Genomic DNA, 18,553 nt, shown 5'->3' with positions numbered 1-18,553 from the left:
TTTAATGTTTCCACCTCTTAGCCTGCTCTACGTCGCGTTTTTCAATCTTATGAGCAATTTCTGGAAACTTATTTGCTTGGGTCAAAACAGCCGAGCTGAAATCACTGACCGCCTGAAGCATTTGGTTGCATGCCTGACGTCCAGCTTCCATCCCAGCAATTTCAGAAGTATACGAAAATTCTACTTGCTGATTTTGCTTCTTGCTCGTGTCATACCCGACCAATTCATTAATAGCTGCCTCTGCTGCTATCGTGCTAGATTTTATCTTTCCACCCATACTTCAAACTCCCTTTATTCATTGTATATTGACCATATCATAACACAAAAATAGTACGATTTCAAAACAAACCCTAAGGGCAAATGCGCTCATCTCCTTAGAATAAACTCTATCGCTCAGTGAATGAGTTTGACAAAGACGTCACTAGTCATTTTGGAAACCCGTTTTTTGATGCCTTATAGTTTGAGTAGTCTTATTAGCAAGGCTTGTTCACCTCTCGTGAGAAACAGAAAAAAACAAAGCCCTAAGAAAAATTCCTAGGGCTTGTCTTATACGTCAAAATGAGCTACGTTTTTACTGACTCCTACAACTCTGTCCGATTTTCAATAGCTCTTAGGAGCGTTACTTCGTCCGCATATTCGATATCAGCTCCGACTGCTAGACCTCTTGCTAGACGAGTGACTTTAATCCCTGCAGGTTTGAGTAACCGAGAGATATACATGGAGGTCGCCTCACCATCAGCAGTGGCATTGGTCGCGACGATGACCTCTGAAACCTCGCTATCCATAAGACGCGTCATGAGACTCTTGAGATTGATGTCATCTGGGCTAATCCCATTCATAGGGGAAATCAAACCGTGCAAGACATGATATAGTCCGTGGTATTCTTGGATATTTTCCATAGCAGCGACATCGCGGCTATCCTCCAGAACCAGAATCGTTGACTGATCTCGACTAGGATCGGTACAGATGGAACAAGGATCATCATCCGTCAAACGTCCGCAGATTGAACAATAGGTCAATTCTCGTTTAGCTGCCAGAAGATTTTTAGCAAATTCGTTGACGTCATCATCCGGCATTCCAATAGTATAAAAGGCCAGCCGGGTTGCTGTCTTAATCCCGATACCCGGAAGTTTAGAATAACTGTCAATCAGCTTAGCTATAGGTGTTGGGTAAAGCATGGCTTCCTTTCTAGTTCATTGGATGGTGTTGGTTGTATAGATTGATAATATCGCGAGCAATTGCTGGCCCAACATTTTTAGTTAAATTGGTATTATGAGGAAAGACTACTGCAACTGCAATTTGAGGATTTTCTGTTGGAGCATAGGCCACAGCATTGGTATTATTAGCATCTTGACCACCAGCTACATAGCTTTCACCTGTACCGGTCTTACCACTGATAGAAACAGTGGCGCCATCTGAAAACGCCCGTCCTGTCGTAAGGGGACTAGTTCCATGCGATACTTGGTAAAATCCTTGGTGCAAGATTGCCATATCTGATTCAGAAATATTGACCTTGTTGATTTCCTTGGTATCTATTGCTTGGATTAATTCCCCAAGGCCACCCTTATCATTGTTGTCGTATATTCCCTCGACAATATGTGGAGCTAGACGAACACCATTGTTAGCAATAGTTGCAACGTACTGGGCTAATTGCATCGGTGTGTAGTTATCAAACTGGCCAAAAGCATTAGTTAAATAATTAGCCAAGTCAAATTTTTGGGGGATAAATCCTGTCGATTCATCTGGCAAGTCAATCTCAGTAGAAACTCCTAAACCATACTCACCGAAGGTTGAACGGAGTTTTCCCATGGCAGACTCAAGATTATTGGTCCCTACTGTCATATTCGGCTGATAAGTTTGTCCCATAATCCCGAGGACAGTTTGAACCATGTAGGCATTGGATGAATATTCTAAGGCCTCAACGGCTGTAATTGGGAAAGAACCATCATAATAAGGGGTATACCAGGAATTGATAGGGGCAGAACCTTGGAAGACGATTGGTTGATCTGTCAAGGTTTGGTTGCCTGACAAGACCCCATTTTCCCAACCTGAACTGATAGTTGCAGCCTTAACGACAGATCCTGGAACAAAGACATTGGTGACAGTTCCGAGTGAGTCTGTGGTCAGTTCTCCAGTCTCTACATTGTGCTTCATTCCTGACATGGCTAATACAGCACCTGTCTTAGGATTGAGGGCTACTGCATAGACACCTTCAGAATATCTGGCTCCTCCATTGGCAAGTTCTGAGTTGAAATAACTCTTCAAGAGACTGTCTACGCTATCTTGGAAGGCCAAATCAATGGTCAATTTGATATTTTTACCCTTGCTTCCTTCTTCGATATTTTCTACACTCTCCATGTCTCCGTGCTTGTCCAAATGGATTTCCTTGACGGTACGTTTTCCTTGCAAGACTTCTTCGTATTGCTTTTCAAGATAGGAAGTTCCCACTCGGTCATTGAGAGAATAGCCTTTTTTGAGATAAGCATCAACTTCCTCAGCTGGAAGTCCTGACTTCTCATTTGAAACGCTACCAACGATTGTCGATAAAGATGTATCTAGTACTTTACGATCCCATGAGGTTGAAATGCTGATACCTGGTAATTCCTTGGATGCCGATGCAACGAGAGCAACTTGGGTATCATCTAAGGCATCCGTAGAAATGGTGCTCGTTGCAAAATTTTCAACAGCATTGAGCTGGCTAAAGAGATAGATTTCCTTTTTCTGGTCATCTGTATAATTAAGTTGACTCACGTCAATGCTTTCAACCGCATTATTGTAAAGTGTCGCTTCCGATAAGCGGTTCCCATCTGAATCCAGGCGTTTATCGCTTGGCAAGGATTCGACTGTTTTTTTGTAAATATCCTGGTCCGCCAAGTAATAGTCTGCAATCTGTCGATCAGTCAGATCAGGGGAGGTTACATTTACATACGTGAGGAGTTTCTTGGCTGTCTCCTTCAATTCAGCTGCCGTCATTTTATTGTTTCGTGTGAAAGAAACAACCTGCTTGACAGTATTTTCTACCAAGGGTTTCCCTGCCGCATCATAGATCTGTCCACGAGCTGAACTGGTTGTTACCCTTGTTTGGCTGGCTGAGGCCAATTTTGTTTCATAGAAATCTTTATTGAGTACCTGCATGTATAACAAACGACCAATAATGGCCATAAAGAGCAGGATGACAATCGCAAATAGTAAATTAAGCCGAATCGGAATCGAATGGCTATTAAATTTTCTCATACAACTAAGACTCTTTTCTAGAAAAATTCCCGATTTCTACCTTTATTTTCCCTAAAATAATAGAGCAAACAGGTGAAGCTCAGTATATTTCATTGTACCATATTTTACGGAGAAACTCTTGGAAAAGTCGAAGCATTTTTTGACTTTTAATTGAAAATGCCTTTTTATTTGGTTATCCTATTTTCTATGATATAATGATAGTAATAGTTAGGAAAGCGTTAACTTTTAAGACTTTGACTCATAAAAAGGAGCCTCATGAACAAGCCAGATATCGCAACCATAATCGACCTCCATTTTGAAGAATTAACCGAGCTCGAGCAAGAAATCGCTCGCTATTTTTTGCAAGCTGAAACGATCCAAGATGATCTCTCTTCTCAGCAAGTTACCCAGAAATTACATATCTCCCAAGCAGCCTTGACCCGCTTTTCCAAAAAGTGTGGTTTTACAGGCTACCGAGAGTTCGTCTTTCAATACCAGCACCAGGCTAGTAAACCGGACACTCATTCACACAAACACAGTCCTTTGACCAAACGTGTTTTGAGAAGCTACAGTATCATGCGAGAACAAACACAGGATTTGATCGACGAAGAACAACTGGAACGCGTCGCCCAATTAATCGATGACGCTGAACGAGTTTACTTTTTCGGGACGGGAAGTTCTGGTCTGATTGCCCGTGAGATGAAATTGCGCTTTATGCGATTAGGTGTGGTCTGTGAAGCTTTGACCGACCAGGATGGCTTTGCTTGGACGACCAGTATCATGGATGAAAATTGTCTGGTACTTGGTTTTTCCCTATCAGGCACTACCCAATCCGTCCTCGATAGTTTGTTGGATGCCAAGGAAATGGGGGCCAAGACCATTCTCTTTACCAGCGCTCCAAACAAAAACAGTCAGGCCTATAACGAAACAGTCCTTGTGGCAAGCCATAGTCAATCTTCTTACATCCAGCGTATTTCCGCTCAACTCCCTATGCTCATTTTAATAGATTTGATTTATGCCTACTTTTTGGAAATCAATCGCGAGAGCAAGGAAAAAATCTTTAACAGCTATTGGGAAAATAAAAAGCTCAACGGCTATCGTAGACAAAAACGCGTTAGAAAATCCTAGTTTGGTTGAACCAAACTAGGATTGTTTTGTTTTGAAATGATAATAGGCACCCAACATCCCTGCGGTATTTTGGTGATGGGCAAATTCTAATCGTAAAATAAAACGAGCTATTCTCCTGAAGTATGTTCTATAAGTTTATAGTTTAATGCAGAGTGTAGCGATATAATCATTTCCATACCGTGATAATCGATGTCTTTTATCACATGATTCATAAAAATCGATCATAGCGAGACCGTTTTTTAGTTGTCCTCTAATCTGTGTTTCTAAGGTATGGCTAAATTCATATCCATATTCTGGATTGATGGTGATTTTGCCTTCCTCTTCAAGCTCTCTTGAATTAAAAGGTAGTGAAAACTTTAACAGTAATTCCTCATCGGGTTTATCCCATACAGTGTCAGCATCATACATGTAGATCCAAGGATTCATAAATCCAACCATTAACAAACCGCCCTTTTTCAATACGCGAGAGGCTTCTTTATACATGTTATCTAAATCTTCTATATATACATTTGAAACCGGATTAAAAATAATATCAAAAGTTTCATCTTCAAATGGAAATGCTTTTGTCATATCGCTTTGAACCGTATTGATTTTTAGGCCTTCTCTTTTTGCAACCATCTCATCTCTTTCTAATTGTGATTTAGAAAAATCCATGATGGTGACATCATAACCTTTTAGAGCAAAAACGGGACCCTGCTGACCACCACCACAAGCTAACCCTAATATCTTTTTTCCCTTGGCTTTTTCAAACCATTCTATCGGAACTTTTTTCCCAACAGTTAAAGCAACAGAAATTGGATGCTTTCTAGCTTCTTCCAATTCTTCATGTGTCAATGGCTCAGTGTAGTCATTTTTTACATTATTCCATCTATCTTCATTTAATTTTATATAATTATTCATCTTACAATCTCCTCGTAATTTTATATGATTTCGACTTCAGGTGAATAGGTTGCCATTACATTTTTCTCACCTCTACAAATTCTAATTTGTCAATTTTTCGTCCATCTCATTATATCATTTTTCCACATTTTCCCATTTAGTCAAGCTAAATATCAATTAAATGGATGATAGAATTGCTCTCGCCTTGTAGTTCATCATCTCGCATTAACCTTTCATACAAGGCGGTTATTTTCTCCTAGTTTCTCACGATTACCTCCTTTGGCTCAAATTTTTCAATAAAAAAAGAATTAAGCAAAACAGTTTTCACTCAAATAGTGATTCAGTGTTTTTCTTAATTCTATAGTTCCAAACTAGGATTGTTTTGTTTTGATACTCTTCGAAAATCAAATTCAAACCACGTCAGCTTCACCTTGCCGTACTCAAGTACTGCCTACGGCTAGCTTCCTACTTTGCTTTTTGATTTTCATTGAGTATAAAATGATAATAGGCTCCCAACATTCCTGCTGTATTTTGGTGATGGGCAAATTCTAATCGTGTTTTTTCAGCTAGGCTTGGCACCAAGGCCGCCTTCAAGGCTGTGCGGATCTTCGGTTTGAGAATAGCCTCTTGCCCCATGATCCCGCCACCGAGAATGACCACTTCTGGATTGGCAACGTAGCAAATATTTGCCAGACCTTTTCCTAAATAGTCTACCATGCGGTCAATACCAGCCATACAAATCTTGTTTCCTTCAGTAGCTTCCTTGAAAATGCGTCGGCCATTCCACTGATCAACTGGATCGCCATGAGCTGTTGCTACATATTCTACCAAGGCTGTCGTAGAAGCAAGATCCTGAAAAGCTCCATCCTGCATGTGCATGTAACCGACTTCGCAGGCCGAATTGCTAAATCCATGGAAAACCTTCCCATCCATAATCAAGCAACCACCGATACCTGTTCCAATGGTCAAGCAAAGTGTGACACTCGCTCCCTTGCCTGAACCAGATACTGCCTCAGCCAGACCTGCACAGTTGACATCATTTTCAATCTCACAAGGAATCGCAAAACTCGTCTCGATTTCCTTCTTGAACTGGGTTCCTGCATAGTTGGGAATCTGAGGACCAGCATAGAAAATCTCACCCTTATCTGGATCCACCATTCCTGCAGAAGAAATGGCAACACCTGCTACTGGGCCTTTTTCTAAATAGCTGGCTACGATATCTTTTGTCTTTTGTAAGATATGAGGTCCACCCTTATGCGCCTCGGTTGGCATTTCATGCGATTCAACAAGTTGGCCTTCTTGGTCAATCAAGCCATATTTGATGTTGGTTCCACCGATATCAATTGCAACGTAGTGTGTCATAAATACCTCCTTATGAATTAGAGGAAGCGCTCCTTGGTTTCACGAATCAAGGCTGCAGCTGCTTCTACAACTGGTCGATCTTCTTCAGTCACTGGCGTCAATGGTGAACGAACTGATCCAATGTTAAGTCCCTCATTGATCTTCAAGACTTCTTTGATCACACCGTACATATTTCCATGTGCAGAAGTGAGCTTGCCAATGATTGCATTGATAGCATACTGCAATTCACGCGCTGTTTCCAAATCTTTCTCAGCAATCAACTCATTGAGTTTCAAGAAGAGTTCTGGCATCGCACCATAAGTACCACCGATACCAGCCTTAGCACCCATGAGGCGACCACCTAGGAACTGTTCATCTGGACCATTAAAGACGATGTGGTCTTCTCCACCAAGGCTGACAAAGGTTTGGATATCTTGAACTGGCATAGAAGAGTTCTTAACACCGATAACACGAGGATTTTTCAACATTTCAGTATAAAGACTTGGAGTCAAAGCAACTCCTGCCAATTGAGGAATGTTATAAATCACGTAGTCTGTGTTTGGAGCTGCAGCACTGATATCATTCCAGTATTTGGCAACTGAGTATTCTGGCAAGCGGAAGTAAATCGGTGGAATCGTTGCAATGGCATCTACACCCAAACTTTCTGCGTGGCGAGCAAGTTCCATACTATCTTTGGTATTGTTGCAGGCAACATGGGCGATGATGGTCAATTTACCTTTAGCAACTGCCATGACTTCTTCCAAAATCAACTTGCGATCCTCTACACTTTGGTAGATACATTCACCAGAAGAACCGTTGACATAGAGACCTTGAACTCCCTTATCAATGAAGTATTGAACCAAGGCACGCGTACGCTCTGGACTGACTTCTCCTTGATCATCATAACATGCGTAGAAGGCTGGAATGACACCTTCGTATTTTTTCAAATCTGACATAGATTTTCTCCTAAGATTTCTTTTTTTCTGCTGATAGCAGTTCTATTTTTACAAGTTTAGTATACACCTTGTGAAAATCGCTTTCAATATCTTGTATACACTTAGATTTTAGTTTCTACTTGTATTTTAGAAACTGTAACGATTGAAAGTAGTTTCAGAAACACCTCATCCTACTGATATTTGGCGAAAATTTTCTCCATCAAACCTGCTTGGAGAAAGACTAGCAAACCAAAACCAAAGAGGATAAAAGCTGACCCACCCAAAAGGAGAGTGAAGGCGGACAGATAAAGAACCATCACAATGAGAAAGAGAATGGCTAACATGAGGAAGAACCATGGAAAGTTAAAACTTGCCAAGACAAGCCCTTTTTGCAGCACTTCTTTCCAAGACAGATCATAGCGCGCAGCGATGGGATAACTAGCCAGCATCACCAGAGTGAGGAAGATGAGAATCCCCAAACAAATAGCTTTCACAATCTGGAAAGGCAAAGCTGTCTGTCCCCAGAAAAGATAGAGATCTAGAAAGCTTAATGACACAATGCCCAACTCTAACAGACCCAACTGAAGCCCCAGTTTCAGATTTTGCTTGAAGGCTCTTATATAAGTTCTAAAGACTGGTACCCGCCTGCTTCTCTTAATCTCAAACATGGTTTGGTAGAGGCTGATTTTCGCCACTCCAATCGTCACGATGGGCAAACAAGAGACGACAAAAAGAAGATTGGCTGTCACGATATCCAAGACCTTCTCACTGAAACGCATGAGAAAATTATCTGTATCAAATGCTGCCTTGATTAGGCTTACTCCTTTTTGTGCCATGTTTGCTCCTCCTGATTCTTTTAATCAATCAAAATTTTAAAGAGATATTTGCGAACCTTCTCTTCCATACCTGCATAGCCATTTGGCTGATGCGGTTCTCCTGGGAAGAAAATCGCAAAATTGTGATAACCCAACAAGAGTGGGTAGCGTTCATGACAATGGACAAAACCAATGTCGCTCGCTTCATCGAATGCTACCGCCTCGTCTTTGATACGTGAACCGTAGCTCGAATATTCATGCCCTTCTACCAGCAAATGCAAATCTGCATAGTTCTTATGGTGTTCAAATTGATCATTTTCAACTTGATTGAGGACATTTTCCTGCACAACTAGAAAGACCTTGTCCCCGTCAATCTCATACTTACCGAGTTCGAAAGAATCCTTACGGTGCTGATAGAGATAGGCGATAGCCTTGTCTAGATTGGGATGGATTCCCTTGTAAAAGGCGATGTTTTTCAAATCGTCAAAAATCATACTGTTTCCTTCGTTTCTGATAGTTACTATTTTTCAGTTTCGAATGTTCTTTCTCTATTTCCCTGTAATAGTGCGGACAGAAGCAAATTCCTTCGGAATTTCATTCCTAATTTTTGAGCCTGTTGCTCTTTCATCGTCAGTCTCAAAAATTCCGTCTAAGATAAGCGTAAGACGCTTATCTTAGATACCACTAAAGCGGGAAATAGACACCATAAAACGAACCTACTCTAACTAGTATCATGAAAAGAGTTCATTCTTAAGTTTATAAGTGTCTGACAAAACTTCACGAAGTAACTGCATACTCTCCATTTTGTAGACACTTATGAAACTATATTTCTCTTAGTCTATAACATATTCTTCTGAATTTTGATAGACAGTTTTTCCTATACTCAATGAAAATCGAAGAACAAACTAGGAAGCTAACCGCAGGCAATACTTAAGTATGGCAAGGTGATGCTGAAGTAGTTTGAATTCGATTTTCGCAAGATCTTAACCTTTGACAGCTCCCATAGTGATACCCTGAGTGAAGGATTTTTGGAAGACAAGGAAGACTGTTACGATTGGAACAGCTGCAAGAGCTGCACCCGCCATGATCAAACCATAGTTGGTTGCCATTTCAGCCTGCATGGTCGCAACCCCGAGTGAGATAGTCAAGTTTTGACGTGAAGTCAACATAACCAACTGCATAAAGTAGTCGTTCCAAGTATTGATGAAGGTAAAGATTGCAAGGGCTGCAAATCCAGGTTTCACGATTGGGAAGGCTACGCTCCAGAAAGTACGAATCTCACCACAACCGTCGATTTTAGCTGATTCAAGTAATTCTGTTGGGATGTTTTCACTGAACTGTTTCATAAGGAAGACCCCGAATGGCCATCCGATCAAAGGCAAGATAACTGCCCAGAGAGTATCGTGAATTCCCATGAAGTTGACGATACGTACCAATGGTACAAGGACAACTTGTTTTGGAAGAGCCATGGCAGCGATAAAGACTGCAAAGAGGATGCGTTGACCATAGAAACGTTTTTTAGCCAAGACATAACCTGCTAGAGAAGAGGTTGCACACACTAGGAACATGGTTACCAGTGAGATAAATACAGAGTTCCACATCCACTGCATAGCAGGGTTTTGCACCATGAGTTGTTGGAAGTTCTCCATGGTTGGCATTTTAGGGAACCACTGTGGCGGAATCATAATGGTATCAGGCTGTGATTTGAAGGCACCTGTCAAGATCCAGTAGAATGGAAAGATGAACAGTACGGTCAACAAGAGCAAGATAATCGTTGAAATAACAGTGAAAGCTGTTAAAGGTTTCTTTTGTGTAGGTTGCATAACTGTCTCCTTTCTTTAGTATTCTACGTCGTTTCCGAGGATCTTGAATTGAGCAAAGCTGACAATGGCAATCATCACCGCCAAGAAGACACCGATGGTATTTGCATAGCCATATTCTGTCAATTGGAAAGCTTTTTCGTAAAGGTAGTACATCAGTGTACTTGTTGAGTAGTTTGGACCACCAGATGTCAAGAGCTGAATCAAAGCGAAACACTGGAATGAGTTGATGGTCGTAATGATTGCGATGTAAAGAGTTGTTGGAAGAAGGCTAGGCCATTTGATCTTCCAGAAGACTTGAAACTCAGTCGCACCGTCTACACGCGCTGCTTCAACAAGTGAGTTGTCAATATTTCCCATGGCAGCGATATAAAGGATAATCGGTTGACCAACAGATGTTGTCAAAAGAATGATCATAATCGCTAGCAAAGCCCAGTTTTTGTCACCCAACCAAGAAATGTTTTGGCTGATAATATGACTTGACTTAAGGACAAAGTTTAGAATCCCTGATAGGGGGTCATAGATCCATTTCCATACAACCGTTACGGCAACACTACCTGTAACTACAGGAAGGAAGAAGACGAAACGATAAAAAGAACGGGCAATGGCATTTTGATGATAGGTTTGAGATGCTACAAAGAGCGAGAAGAGTACCACAATCGGAACAGATCCAATAACCAGGATAACGGTATTGATCAAAGACTTCACAAAGACAGGGTCTTTAAACATGCGAATGTAGTTATCCAAGCCCACAAACTCAAATTTAGTCATGGAGTAGTTAAAGAAACTTGTAATGAATCCCATAATCATAGGAGCCAAGACAAAGATGACAAAGAAGAATAACACTGGTGCTAGGAAAGCGTAGGAAATCACTGTTTCCCGCATACGAATTTTATTGACTTTCACAGTCGGCACCTCTCTTTCAAATAGAATAGTTTTTGATTTTCTTGAACTGTTTTAAAACCAAAATGAAATTTTTTAAGATTCGCTTATGTAAGAACTTCATTTTAATTTCGTGACAGTTCCTACCATTTCAAACAAAAGTCCCCCTTTTCTTACACCATAGTGCACAGGGAAAAGGGGGGAATCAATCTGACTTAGTGCTTATTGTTTTGTAGCTTTTTTGATTGTTTCGTTAGCTTTTTCAGTGAAGGCTTTCAAGGCATCCGCTGGTTTTTCGTCACCATTTGATACAGATTGCAACATTGGGAACCAAAGTGTTCTCATTTCAGCAAATCCGTTGATAGTGTTGTAGTATGGTGAGTAGTATTTAGTCCAGCCACTGATTGTTTCCATACGTTTGTCTTCATAAAGTTTGCCAAATGAAGTACGAACTGGGAAGGCACCTGTACGAACTACGTCTTTAGGACCCCATTCTTTGTCATCTGCGATGAATTGAACGAATTTCTTAGCAGCTGCGATTTTCTTATCGTCTTTGTTGTTGAATACTGCAAATCCGTTTACAAGGTATTCAAGAGATGGTTTACCAGAGTCTGATGGGAATGGTACTTCTACCACGTCTACCTTACTTGCTTCCAAGAGTTTCGCTTGGATACCGTTTTGAGCTGGTGCCCAAAGGATTGTGTATGATGTTTGACCGTTCGCAAAGTTTTGGATGTCTGCCCCACCGTCAAATTGTGAACCATTGTTCAATAGACCATCCTTGATCCAGCTAGCAGCTTTTTCAAGACCTTTGACGAATTTAGGATCGTCTGTTGTATATTTGGTTACGTCTTTGTCTGTTACAGAACCGCCATAAAGGTTTGCGATGAAGGCACGTGTTCCTTGGTCTCCCCCTTGACCAGAACTGAACAATGAACCTGGTGTATAGCCTTTATCTTTAAGCGCTTTCAAAACTTTTTCAAAGTCATCAGTTGTCCAACCTTCTTTTACAAGGTTTGCAACTCCAGCATCTTCCAACATTTTCTTGTTCATAGCCATGTAGAATGGAGCTGAACTGATTGGATACATGTAAGCTTTGTCTCCAGCCTTACTTGCTTGTACGATATTTTCGTTGTTCACATCTTTGACGAATTCGTCTGTGAAGAGGTCGTTCAACTCAGCCAATTTACCATTTTTACCGTATTGGATGATACGCCCTGGTGCGTCAAAGAGTACGTCTGGCGCTGTTCCTGCTTCGATAGCTGTTGTAATCTTTTCTGGACCTGACTTGAAGTCGATGGTTTCCAATTTCACTTTTACATCTGGATTTGCTTTTTCAAAAGCTTCGATGATTGATTTTTCATAAGTTCCAACACCGTCACCCGTTTTTTCTTGTGTGAAGACTGGGAATGCCCACCAAGTGATTTCAGTTTTTCCGCTATCGCTACTAGAGCTTCCAGCATCTTTACTTCCACCAGAGTTACCACAAGCCGCAAGGCCAAGAATCGCAGCACCCGCAAGTACTGTACAAGCTAGTTTTCTAAATTTCATTTGTATTCTCCTAATTGATAAGCGTATCCATATTGGATAATGAGTTCTTTAGATTTGTATACGTTTTCATTTTATCCGACGCATCGACCACTCTCCTCTTTTTTGAGATTGTGTTATTTAAGACCGGCAACAAAGCGTTCCGTAATCTCTTTTGGTCTAGTAATCGCACCACCAACAACGATGCCTCGCACCCCATATTCAAGGATTTGTTTGGCTTGTTCTGGTGTATGAATCTTCCCTTCAGCGATGACATCCACGCCGGCATCGCAGAGTTTTTTGATCAGTTCAAAGTCTGGACCATCTACCTTAGGACTATAAGAGGTATAACCTGATAGGGTTGTTCCAACAAAATCAATCCCTGCTTCGACCGCTGCTATTCCCTCTTCAAAGGTACTGGTATCAGCCATTAAGAGTTGATGCGGATACTTTTCTTTGACTTGTCGAATAAAGTCTTGGATTTCCAAACCGTCGTAACGTTCACGTTTGGTACAATCCAGAGCAATGACCTCAATGTCTAGTTCAGCCAGTTCATCAACTTCTCTCATCGTAGCTGTAATGAAAGGCTCCTGTGGCGGATAGTCACGTTTGATAATCCCGATAATCGGGAGTTTCGTAACCTCCTTAATCTCCTTGATATCGCGAACACTGTTTGCTCGGATACCGACTGCTCCACCTTGCTCAGCCGCTTTGACTAGCAAGGGAATGACTCCTCCCGCTTCTGTATAAAGCGGTTCGTGAGGAAGTGCCTGGCAAGAGACAATGATTCCATCTTTGATTTGTTCAATCAAGGCTTCTTTGCTAATCTGTGGCATCCTCTTTCCTCCCTTTCTTGTTCTTATGGGCTTATTATATATCATTTGTTAAGCGCTTTCAATAGCTTATAGTAGAATAGATTTCAGTTTCAAAACTATTTTATAGAACAGACTATCCTGAAAGTAGTTTCAGACTTCTTATGATTTCGAATCAAGCTGAATTTAATAAAGAAAGATAGCAGGCTTGAGAACCTGCTACCTCTTCCGAGACCTACTCAAATAGCTTTTACTTATTATTCTTTTCTCTTCTTGCCAAATGCAAACAAGGATAAAAGAACACCTGCAAGACCAAGGGAAAGCAGTGAGCTTGTTTCCTTGCTTCCCGTATTCGGAAGTTCATCTTGTTTAGCTGCTGGCGCTTGATAGGTCACATCTTGTCCTAGAGATAGTTTGTCATTTGCAGCCGTTAAGACTGGTTTGATCTCTCCCTTATACTCTGGAAGTTCATGAACTGCCGCCTCAGCACCATTGACGCCACCCTTATACTCTGGCAGGTCATTTGAAGCTGCCAAGACAAAGTTAGCACCTCCTCTATATTCAGGAAGCTCGTTTGAGGCTGCTAGAACCGCGTTAACGCCACCTTTAAACTCTGGAAGTTCATGGACTGCTGCCTCAACAGCGTTGATCCCACCTGTAAATTCAGGCTTTTCAACCGTTGGCGCTGGTTCTTCTCCTACTGTTGATAATGGACCGGTGTACTCTGGCATCTCTGCCACTGGGGCTTCCTCAGCATTGACTCCACCAGTGAATTCGTTTTTTTCTACTGTTGGAGCTGGTTCTTCTCCTACTGTTGCCAATGGTCCAGTGTACTCTGGTATCTCTGCCACTGGGGCTTCCTCAGCATTAACACCACCTGTGAACTCCGGCACCTCATGGATAGCAGCTTCACTGCCATTAATACCATCGCTTAGTTTAGAGCCAGCTAAAGAAACTGGTAAATTGTGCATGCTTTCAATTGCACCCTCAGCTAGACCTGTAATTCTTTGACCCATATCCTCTGGATCTATTGTGAATAGGAGAGTTTTTGTATCGTACTGGGTCATAAAGGTTGCTGTCTTGCCATTTGCCAATTGAAGGGTCGGAGCCTTGTTGACCAATACTTCCGAATCGAACTCCATGGCAATAATACCTGGCCATTTTTGGATAGCATATTTTACTTTTGCTTCTTTAGGAGAAATTCTGTCTTTGCTTAAGAAATCCCAGTTGAATTTCTTATAGGATAAAGTATAATCGTTTTGATTGCCATCCGCATGCTCATAAAGCAAACCATATTCGCCATTTCCGAGTTCTTGGAGTGAGTTGTACGCAAACTTACCACTTTGTATAGGATTGTGTTTTAGCCACGTCAACTCACCATTCGCCTCAACACGGGCCAGGTGAACCAAACCATTGTTGCGTCCAGGGCCACCAGCATTGCTGAGTAGAATGTATTCCTTTCCTTCATGCATGGTGTGAATAGCGGACATTTGAACATAAACGTCTTTTACTTGATGATATCGTTTGATTTCCTTATCCCACGTTGCTCCCCCATCATGACTGGTCGCAACCTGAAGATCACCAGTCAACCCACGCATAAAGAGCTTGAGATCCCCATTATTCAACTGAACAACAGTCGACTCCGTATTTTGGGCACCTGGATTATTCATAGTTGAAGAATGAATGGTTTGGTTGCCTACTGGGCGGTTATCATTAACTGCTTCCCCTGCTTGCCATGTTTCACCATGATCATCTGAATAAATTACACGAGATGATTGTGAACCATTTAGGTAGGAAACGTTGTTTGTTGTATAAACTGGAATCACCAGTCTTCCCTTATGAGGTCCTGTACGTAAGGCAATCCCAGTACCAGGTCCAGTTCCTAGGAAGTGCATCCAATCTTTCCGAATCCCATGAGTAATATCTTTTGGTGCAGACCAAGTCTTCCCATCGTCATCACTGTAGGACATCCATAGGTAGTTGGTATTGGAAACTCTAAAAATATTCTTTTCGCTATATTCAAAATAAATATTTCCGATTAGCTCATTCCCTTTATACAAATCTCCCTTATCGCTGTAGGCTGGTTTTTTAGGGTCAACGACAACACGATAATCTGTCTTTCTATTTTGAGGGTCGAAAACCTCTCCGTTTTCTCGAATCGTATAGCGACCTGATTCTCCTTGCTTATATAAAACTTGATAAACTTTATCTCCCACTTGTTCATAAGCTTTCGGAGCTTGCCCCGGCAATGAAAATACTGCCTTACTTTCAAGGAACATGTCATAAATTGCAAAAATTCTCTTTGTTTCAGGGTCTTGCACCAAGGCCATATCAATATTAACTGGAGATGGCCATTCTGCATGTTTAGCGTGCTCATTGTCACGAGGATTTGAGATTACGATTCGGTCTCCCCATGTTTTTCCATTATCTGAGCTGCGACGAACAACCATCCCAATATCTCCCCAGTCAGAATGGTGCAAACGTCTTTCATCCGTTCCTGCAATCAGCGTTCCTTTATCTGTCTTGAGAAGAGCTGGGATACGATAACTCTTGATACCATCTTTATTTGGTTGATTGTTCCTACCACCTTCAAAGACGTCTTCTTTCTCAGTGACTTTTGCTCCCTCAGGAAGTTTCTGTTCCAATTCACCTCTTTCAAATAATTGACTCCGTGTTTGAACTTCATCTGGGCTTAAAGCACGATCGTAAACGGTTAGGTTTCGTACTTGTAGGTTTGATGACCAAACTGTTTTATTGCCCCGTTTGGTTGCTCCAAGTTGAGCTTGATTAACATCTGGCATATCTTTGATAAAGTTACCAGATTTGAGGCTTGTTCGAGATAAGACACCGTTCACATAGAGACGAACTCGACCATGAGGTAACTCTGCTGTTGGTTGTTCGACAGTAAAGGTCACTGAATTCCATTGTCCAGGACGAACTTTCAAAGGAGCATCTGTATACTTATCATAGAACTGCTCTCCATTAGCGCCACGCCCTTCAATAAGAGCTGTATTATCAAGGACCGACATAGTAAAGTACTCATTTTCCTTGGTGTCACTGGATACAGAGAAGAGATTGTAAAAACGTGGAGCTGATGCATCTGGTTTGAACTCCATGTGAACTGTAGCATTTTTTAGTTGCTTTAGTTTATTTAGTTCACTTGATAAATCAACTCTCTGACCATTTGTTGCATTGGTTTCAACATCTTCTTTTTCAAGGACAGGATTAGCATTTTTTAAATCTCTTGAGTAATAGTCACGAGGAATAGCCCCCTGATCCTCTGATTCCTCTTCCTTATTTGTTTCTTCTGCAAGGGTTCCCGTAGAGGATGGAGTTTCTGATTCTGCACTCTCATTTTTTTTCAAATGATCTTGGTCCACCACAACGCCGTTGTCTTGAGCTGCTGCCAATTTGCCAGCCAAATCTTTATCCAAATGAGCAAGATCTCCCGAGGACGCTTCTTTTGGCAATTCTGATAAACCTTGACCAGGTTCGACAGTTTCTGTATTGGCTCCTGCTGCATTGGCTTGCTCTTGAGCTAAGACTGGATTTGCTCCAAATACCACTGTACCAATCACTACCGATGCTGCACCGACTGCAAATTTTCGAATTCCGTATCGCTGTTTCCGATTTAAAGATTTGTAATTCATGTTTGTCCTTTCATTTTTCATAAAATAAAGCGCTTTCTTTTTCTTTAAAAATTTTTATTGTCGCTCAAGAGACAAGTTTTACAAGAAAGTATCCAACTTAATGAGAGCTCCCAATCCTCTCCCATTTTCTGCTGAGCCCGAGTTTTTAACCACCCGGCAGCCTTTTTCCTCCTTTCACAAGTGACTTTTCCTTTATTATACAATAAAGTCTTATATTTATATCTGTGTTCCCACAGAATAGATTTTACTTTTAAGAATATTTTAATATTTTAAATTTTCTAAAAGTACTTTCAGGTTTTGGACATAAAAAAGAGAGCTTCTGGGCTCTCTCATTCATTATCTTACGTACTTAAAAGGAATTTCACTACCACAGAGCCAGTTATAAACCTGATCATTGACAAAAACATTCATGGCTTCGTGAGCATACTCAGGCATGATGCGATAGGCCTTTTCGCAGGTCAGACGGTTATAAATTGCAAACTGGGTAATAGGATAGCAAACATCGTCGTCCAAGCCCGTAATCATCTTGACCTCACCTTGAATGCGATGGGCAAGATTTTTCACATCGATATAGGCAAGGGTTGCCATGATTTCCTCCTCTGTTTCATGGAAGGGATCGTGAAACTTGAAATAACGGAAGAGTTCATCATAGGCTTCACTGGTATTGCCAATCTCAAGCACTCGTCTAAAGTCTGACAAGAAAGGATAGATGGCAACTGTTTTCTGAATCCGAGGATTGAGCGCTGCTGCAACCAGAGCTAAAGCACCGCCTTGTGAGGCACCATAGCTAGAAAGTCGCTTCTCATCCACCTGTGGCAGACTAGCAATAATTTCAACCAACTGGTAAATATCCAGATAAACATCCTTATAAAAGAGATGTTCACGACCCTCAACAGCACCACGGATGATATGCCCTTTCACCGTATTTCCTAGTGAAGAGCGCGAGCCGTCTTGCGAATAGCCCGACTGGCCTCGGACATCCATGGAAACAACACCGTAACCAGCCACAGTGAAGGCCAGCATGTCGGCCCAGTCCCAGCCACGTCCCATATAACCATGGAAATGGAAAATTAACGGAACTTTACCCTCAGTCTTTGGAAGAACGACACGTGCATAAACCTTGCCTTCATTGGTTCCTTCAAAAGTGAGCTCATAGCACTTGACTTGGGGAATATGGAAATCTCTTTCCTCCAACTGGTAGGCAGGAAGGACTGAAACTTTTTTGACCTCTTCATCCCAGAAAGCATCAAAGTCTTCTGGCACCTCATCCCGTCCTTTATAAGTCTTGATTTCTTCTAGTAAAGCTGGATTTTTCATAGCATGCTCCTTTAGTTTTGTAATCGCTATCATAACTCTAGCATATCTAGGAAAGCAATGCAAGAAAGAATGCTAAATAGAAAGTGATTTTAGATTCTCTTTCCTCAAACCTATCGTCTGAAAGTAGTTTTAAAAATAAAAAGAGCGTTTCCGCTCTTCGTGTATCAATAGGTGCTAGCTCCTTTCTCAAGTTTGACGGTTTGGAATTTCTTTTGGTAGGTTACTTTAATAGTC

General features: G+C 41.4%; 15 protein-coding genes. 1 reads left to right on the top strand and 14 read right to left on the bottom strand.

All coding sequences use genetic code 11. The features are described 5' to 3' along the window. Window position 1: 1 nt before the first annotated feature. From SOR_RS02745 to pbp2b, 3 genes are all read right to left on the bottom strand, one after another. Entirely contained in the window at window positions 2-277 is a 276-nt protein-coding gene (locus tag SOR_RS02745) for a hypothetical protein (RefSeq protein ID WP_000509003.1), read from the bottom strand. 304 nt (window positions 278-581) lie between these two features. Further along, a complete protein-coding gene (gene recR, locus SOR_RS02740) occupies window positions 582-1,178 on the bottom strand; it encodes a recombination mediator RecR (RefSeq protein ID WP_000966736.1) in 597 nt (198 codons plus the stop codon). A 10-nt stretch (window positions 1,179-1,188) separates the two neighbouring features. Then, entirely contained in the window at window positions 1,189-3,234 is a 2,046-nt protein-coding gene (pbp2b, locus tag SOR_RS02735; protein WP_001224842.1) for a penicillin-binding protein PBP2B, read from the bottom strand. A gap of 255 nt (window positions 3,235-3,489) precedes the next feature. Between pbp2b and SOR_RS02730 the strand changes: the two genes are divergently transcribed. Continuing rightward, window positions 3,490-4,341 (top strand): MurR/RpiR family transcriptional regulator, encoded by an 852-nt coding sequence (locus tag SOR_RS02730; RefSeq protein WP_001039481.1) that lies wholly within the window; start codon window positions 3,490-3,492, stop codon window positions 4,339-4,341. Window positions 4,342-4,476: 135 nt separating this feature from the next. Here SOR_RS02730 and SOR_RS02725 read toward each other — a convergent pair whose 3' ends face one another. The 11 genes from SOR_RS02725 to SOR_RS02675 form a co-directional block, all read right to left on the bottom strand. Beyond that, on the bottom strand, window positions 4,477-5,241 hold the full coding sequence (locus SOR_RS02725; protein ID WP_001067286.1) for a class I SAM-dependent methyltransferase: 765 nt from the start codon (window positions 5,239-5,241) through the stop codon (window positions 4,477-4,479). Window positions 5,242-5,685: 444 nt separating this feature from the next. Continuing rightward, a complete protein-coding gene (locus SOR_RS02720; protein ID WP_000150243.1) occupies window positions 5,686-6,582 on the bottom strand; it encodes an ROK family protein in 897 nt (298 codons plus the stop codon). Window positions 6,583-6,599: 17 nt separating this feature from the next. Further along, on the bottom strand, window positions 6,600-7,517 hold the full coding sequence (locus SOR_RS02715; protein WP_001281482.1) for a dihydrodipicolinate synthase family protein: 918 nt from the start codon (window positions 7,515-7,517) through the stop codon (window positions 6,600-6,602). Window positions 7,518-7,687: 170 nt separating this feature from the next. Further along, entirely contained in the window at window positions 7,688-8,332 is a 645-nt protein-coding gene (locus SOR_RS02710) for a YesL family protein (RefSeq protein ID WP_000057497.1), read from the bottom strand. A 20-nt stretch (window positions 8,333-8,352) separates the two neighbouring features. After that, a complete protein-coding gene (locus SOR_RS02705) occupies window positions 8,353-8,805 on the bottom strand; it encodes a NanQ anomerase/TabA/YiaL family protein (protein WP_000575425.1) in 453 nt (150 codons plus the stop codon). Window positions 8,806-9,294: 489 nt separating this feature from the next. Further along, complete coding sequence (locus tag SOR_RS02700) at window positions 9,295-10,134, bottom strand: carbohydrate ABC transporter permease (RefSeq protein ID WP_001183243.1); 840 nt, start codon at window positions 10,132-10,134, stop codon at window positions 9,295-9,297. A gap of 15 nt (window positions 10,135-10,149) precedes the next feature. Further along, window positions 10,150-11,016, bottom strand: coding sequence for a carbohydrate ABC transporter permease (locus tag SOR_RS02695; protein ID WP_161801140.1), 867 nt, complete (start codon window positions 11,014-11,016; stop codon window positions 10,150-10,152). Between the two features lie 219 nt (window positions 11,017-11,235). Further along, window positions 11,236-12,564, bottom strand: a complete 1,329-nt coding sequence (locus SOR_RS02690; RefSeq protein WP_000672118.1) for an extracellular solute-binding protein — start codon at window positions 12,562-12,564, stop codon at window positions 11,236-11,238. Between the two features lie 113 nt (window positions 12,565-12,677). Then, window positions 12,678-13,376 carry an N-acetylmannosamine-6-phosphate 2-epimerase gene (locus SOR_RS02685; protein WP_001135657.1) on the bottom strand — a complete coding sequence of 233 codons (699 nt, stop codon included), beginning with the start codon at window positions 13,374-13,376 and terminating at the stop codon, window positions 12,678-12,680. 233 nt (window positions 13,377-13,609) lie between these two features. Continuing rightward, window positions 13,610-17,002, bottom strand: a complete 3,393-nt coding sequence (locus SOR_RS02680) for an SIALI-17 repeat-containing surface protein (RefSeq protein WP_013670178.1) — start codon at window positions 17,000-17,002, stop codon at window positions 13,610-13,612. Window positions 17,003-17,338: 336 nt separating this feature from the next. Beyond that, window positions 17,339-18,319 carry an acetylxylan esterase gene (locus tag SOR_RS02675; protein ID WP_000795099.1) on the bottom strand — a complete coding sequence of 327 codons (981 nt, stop codon included), beginning with the start codon at window positions 18,317-18,319 and terminating at the stop codon, window positions 17,339-17,341. Between the last annotated feature and the right edge of the window lie 234 nt (window positions 18,320-18,553).

The organism is Streptococcus oralis Uo5, assembly GCF_000253155.1.
GTDB lineage: Bacteria > Bacillota > Bacilli > Lactobacillales > Streptococcaceae > Streptococcus > Streptococcus oralis_L.
The sequence above is the reverse complement of the archived record's forward strand: the minus strand, read 5'-3'. Positions and strand labels throughout refer to the sequence as shown.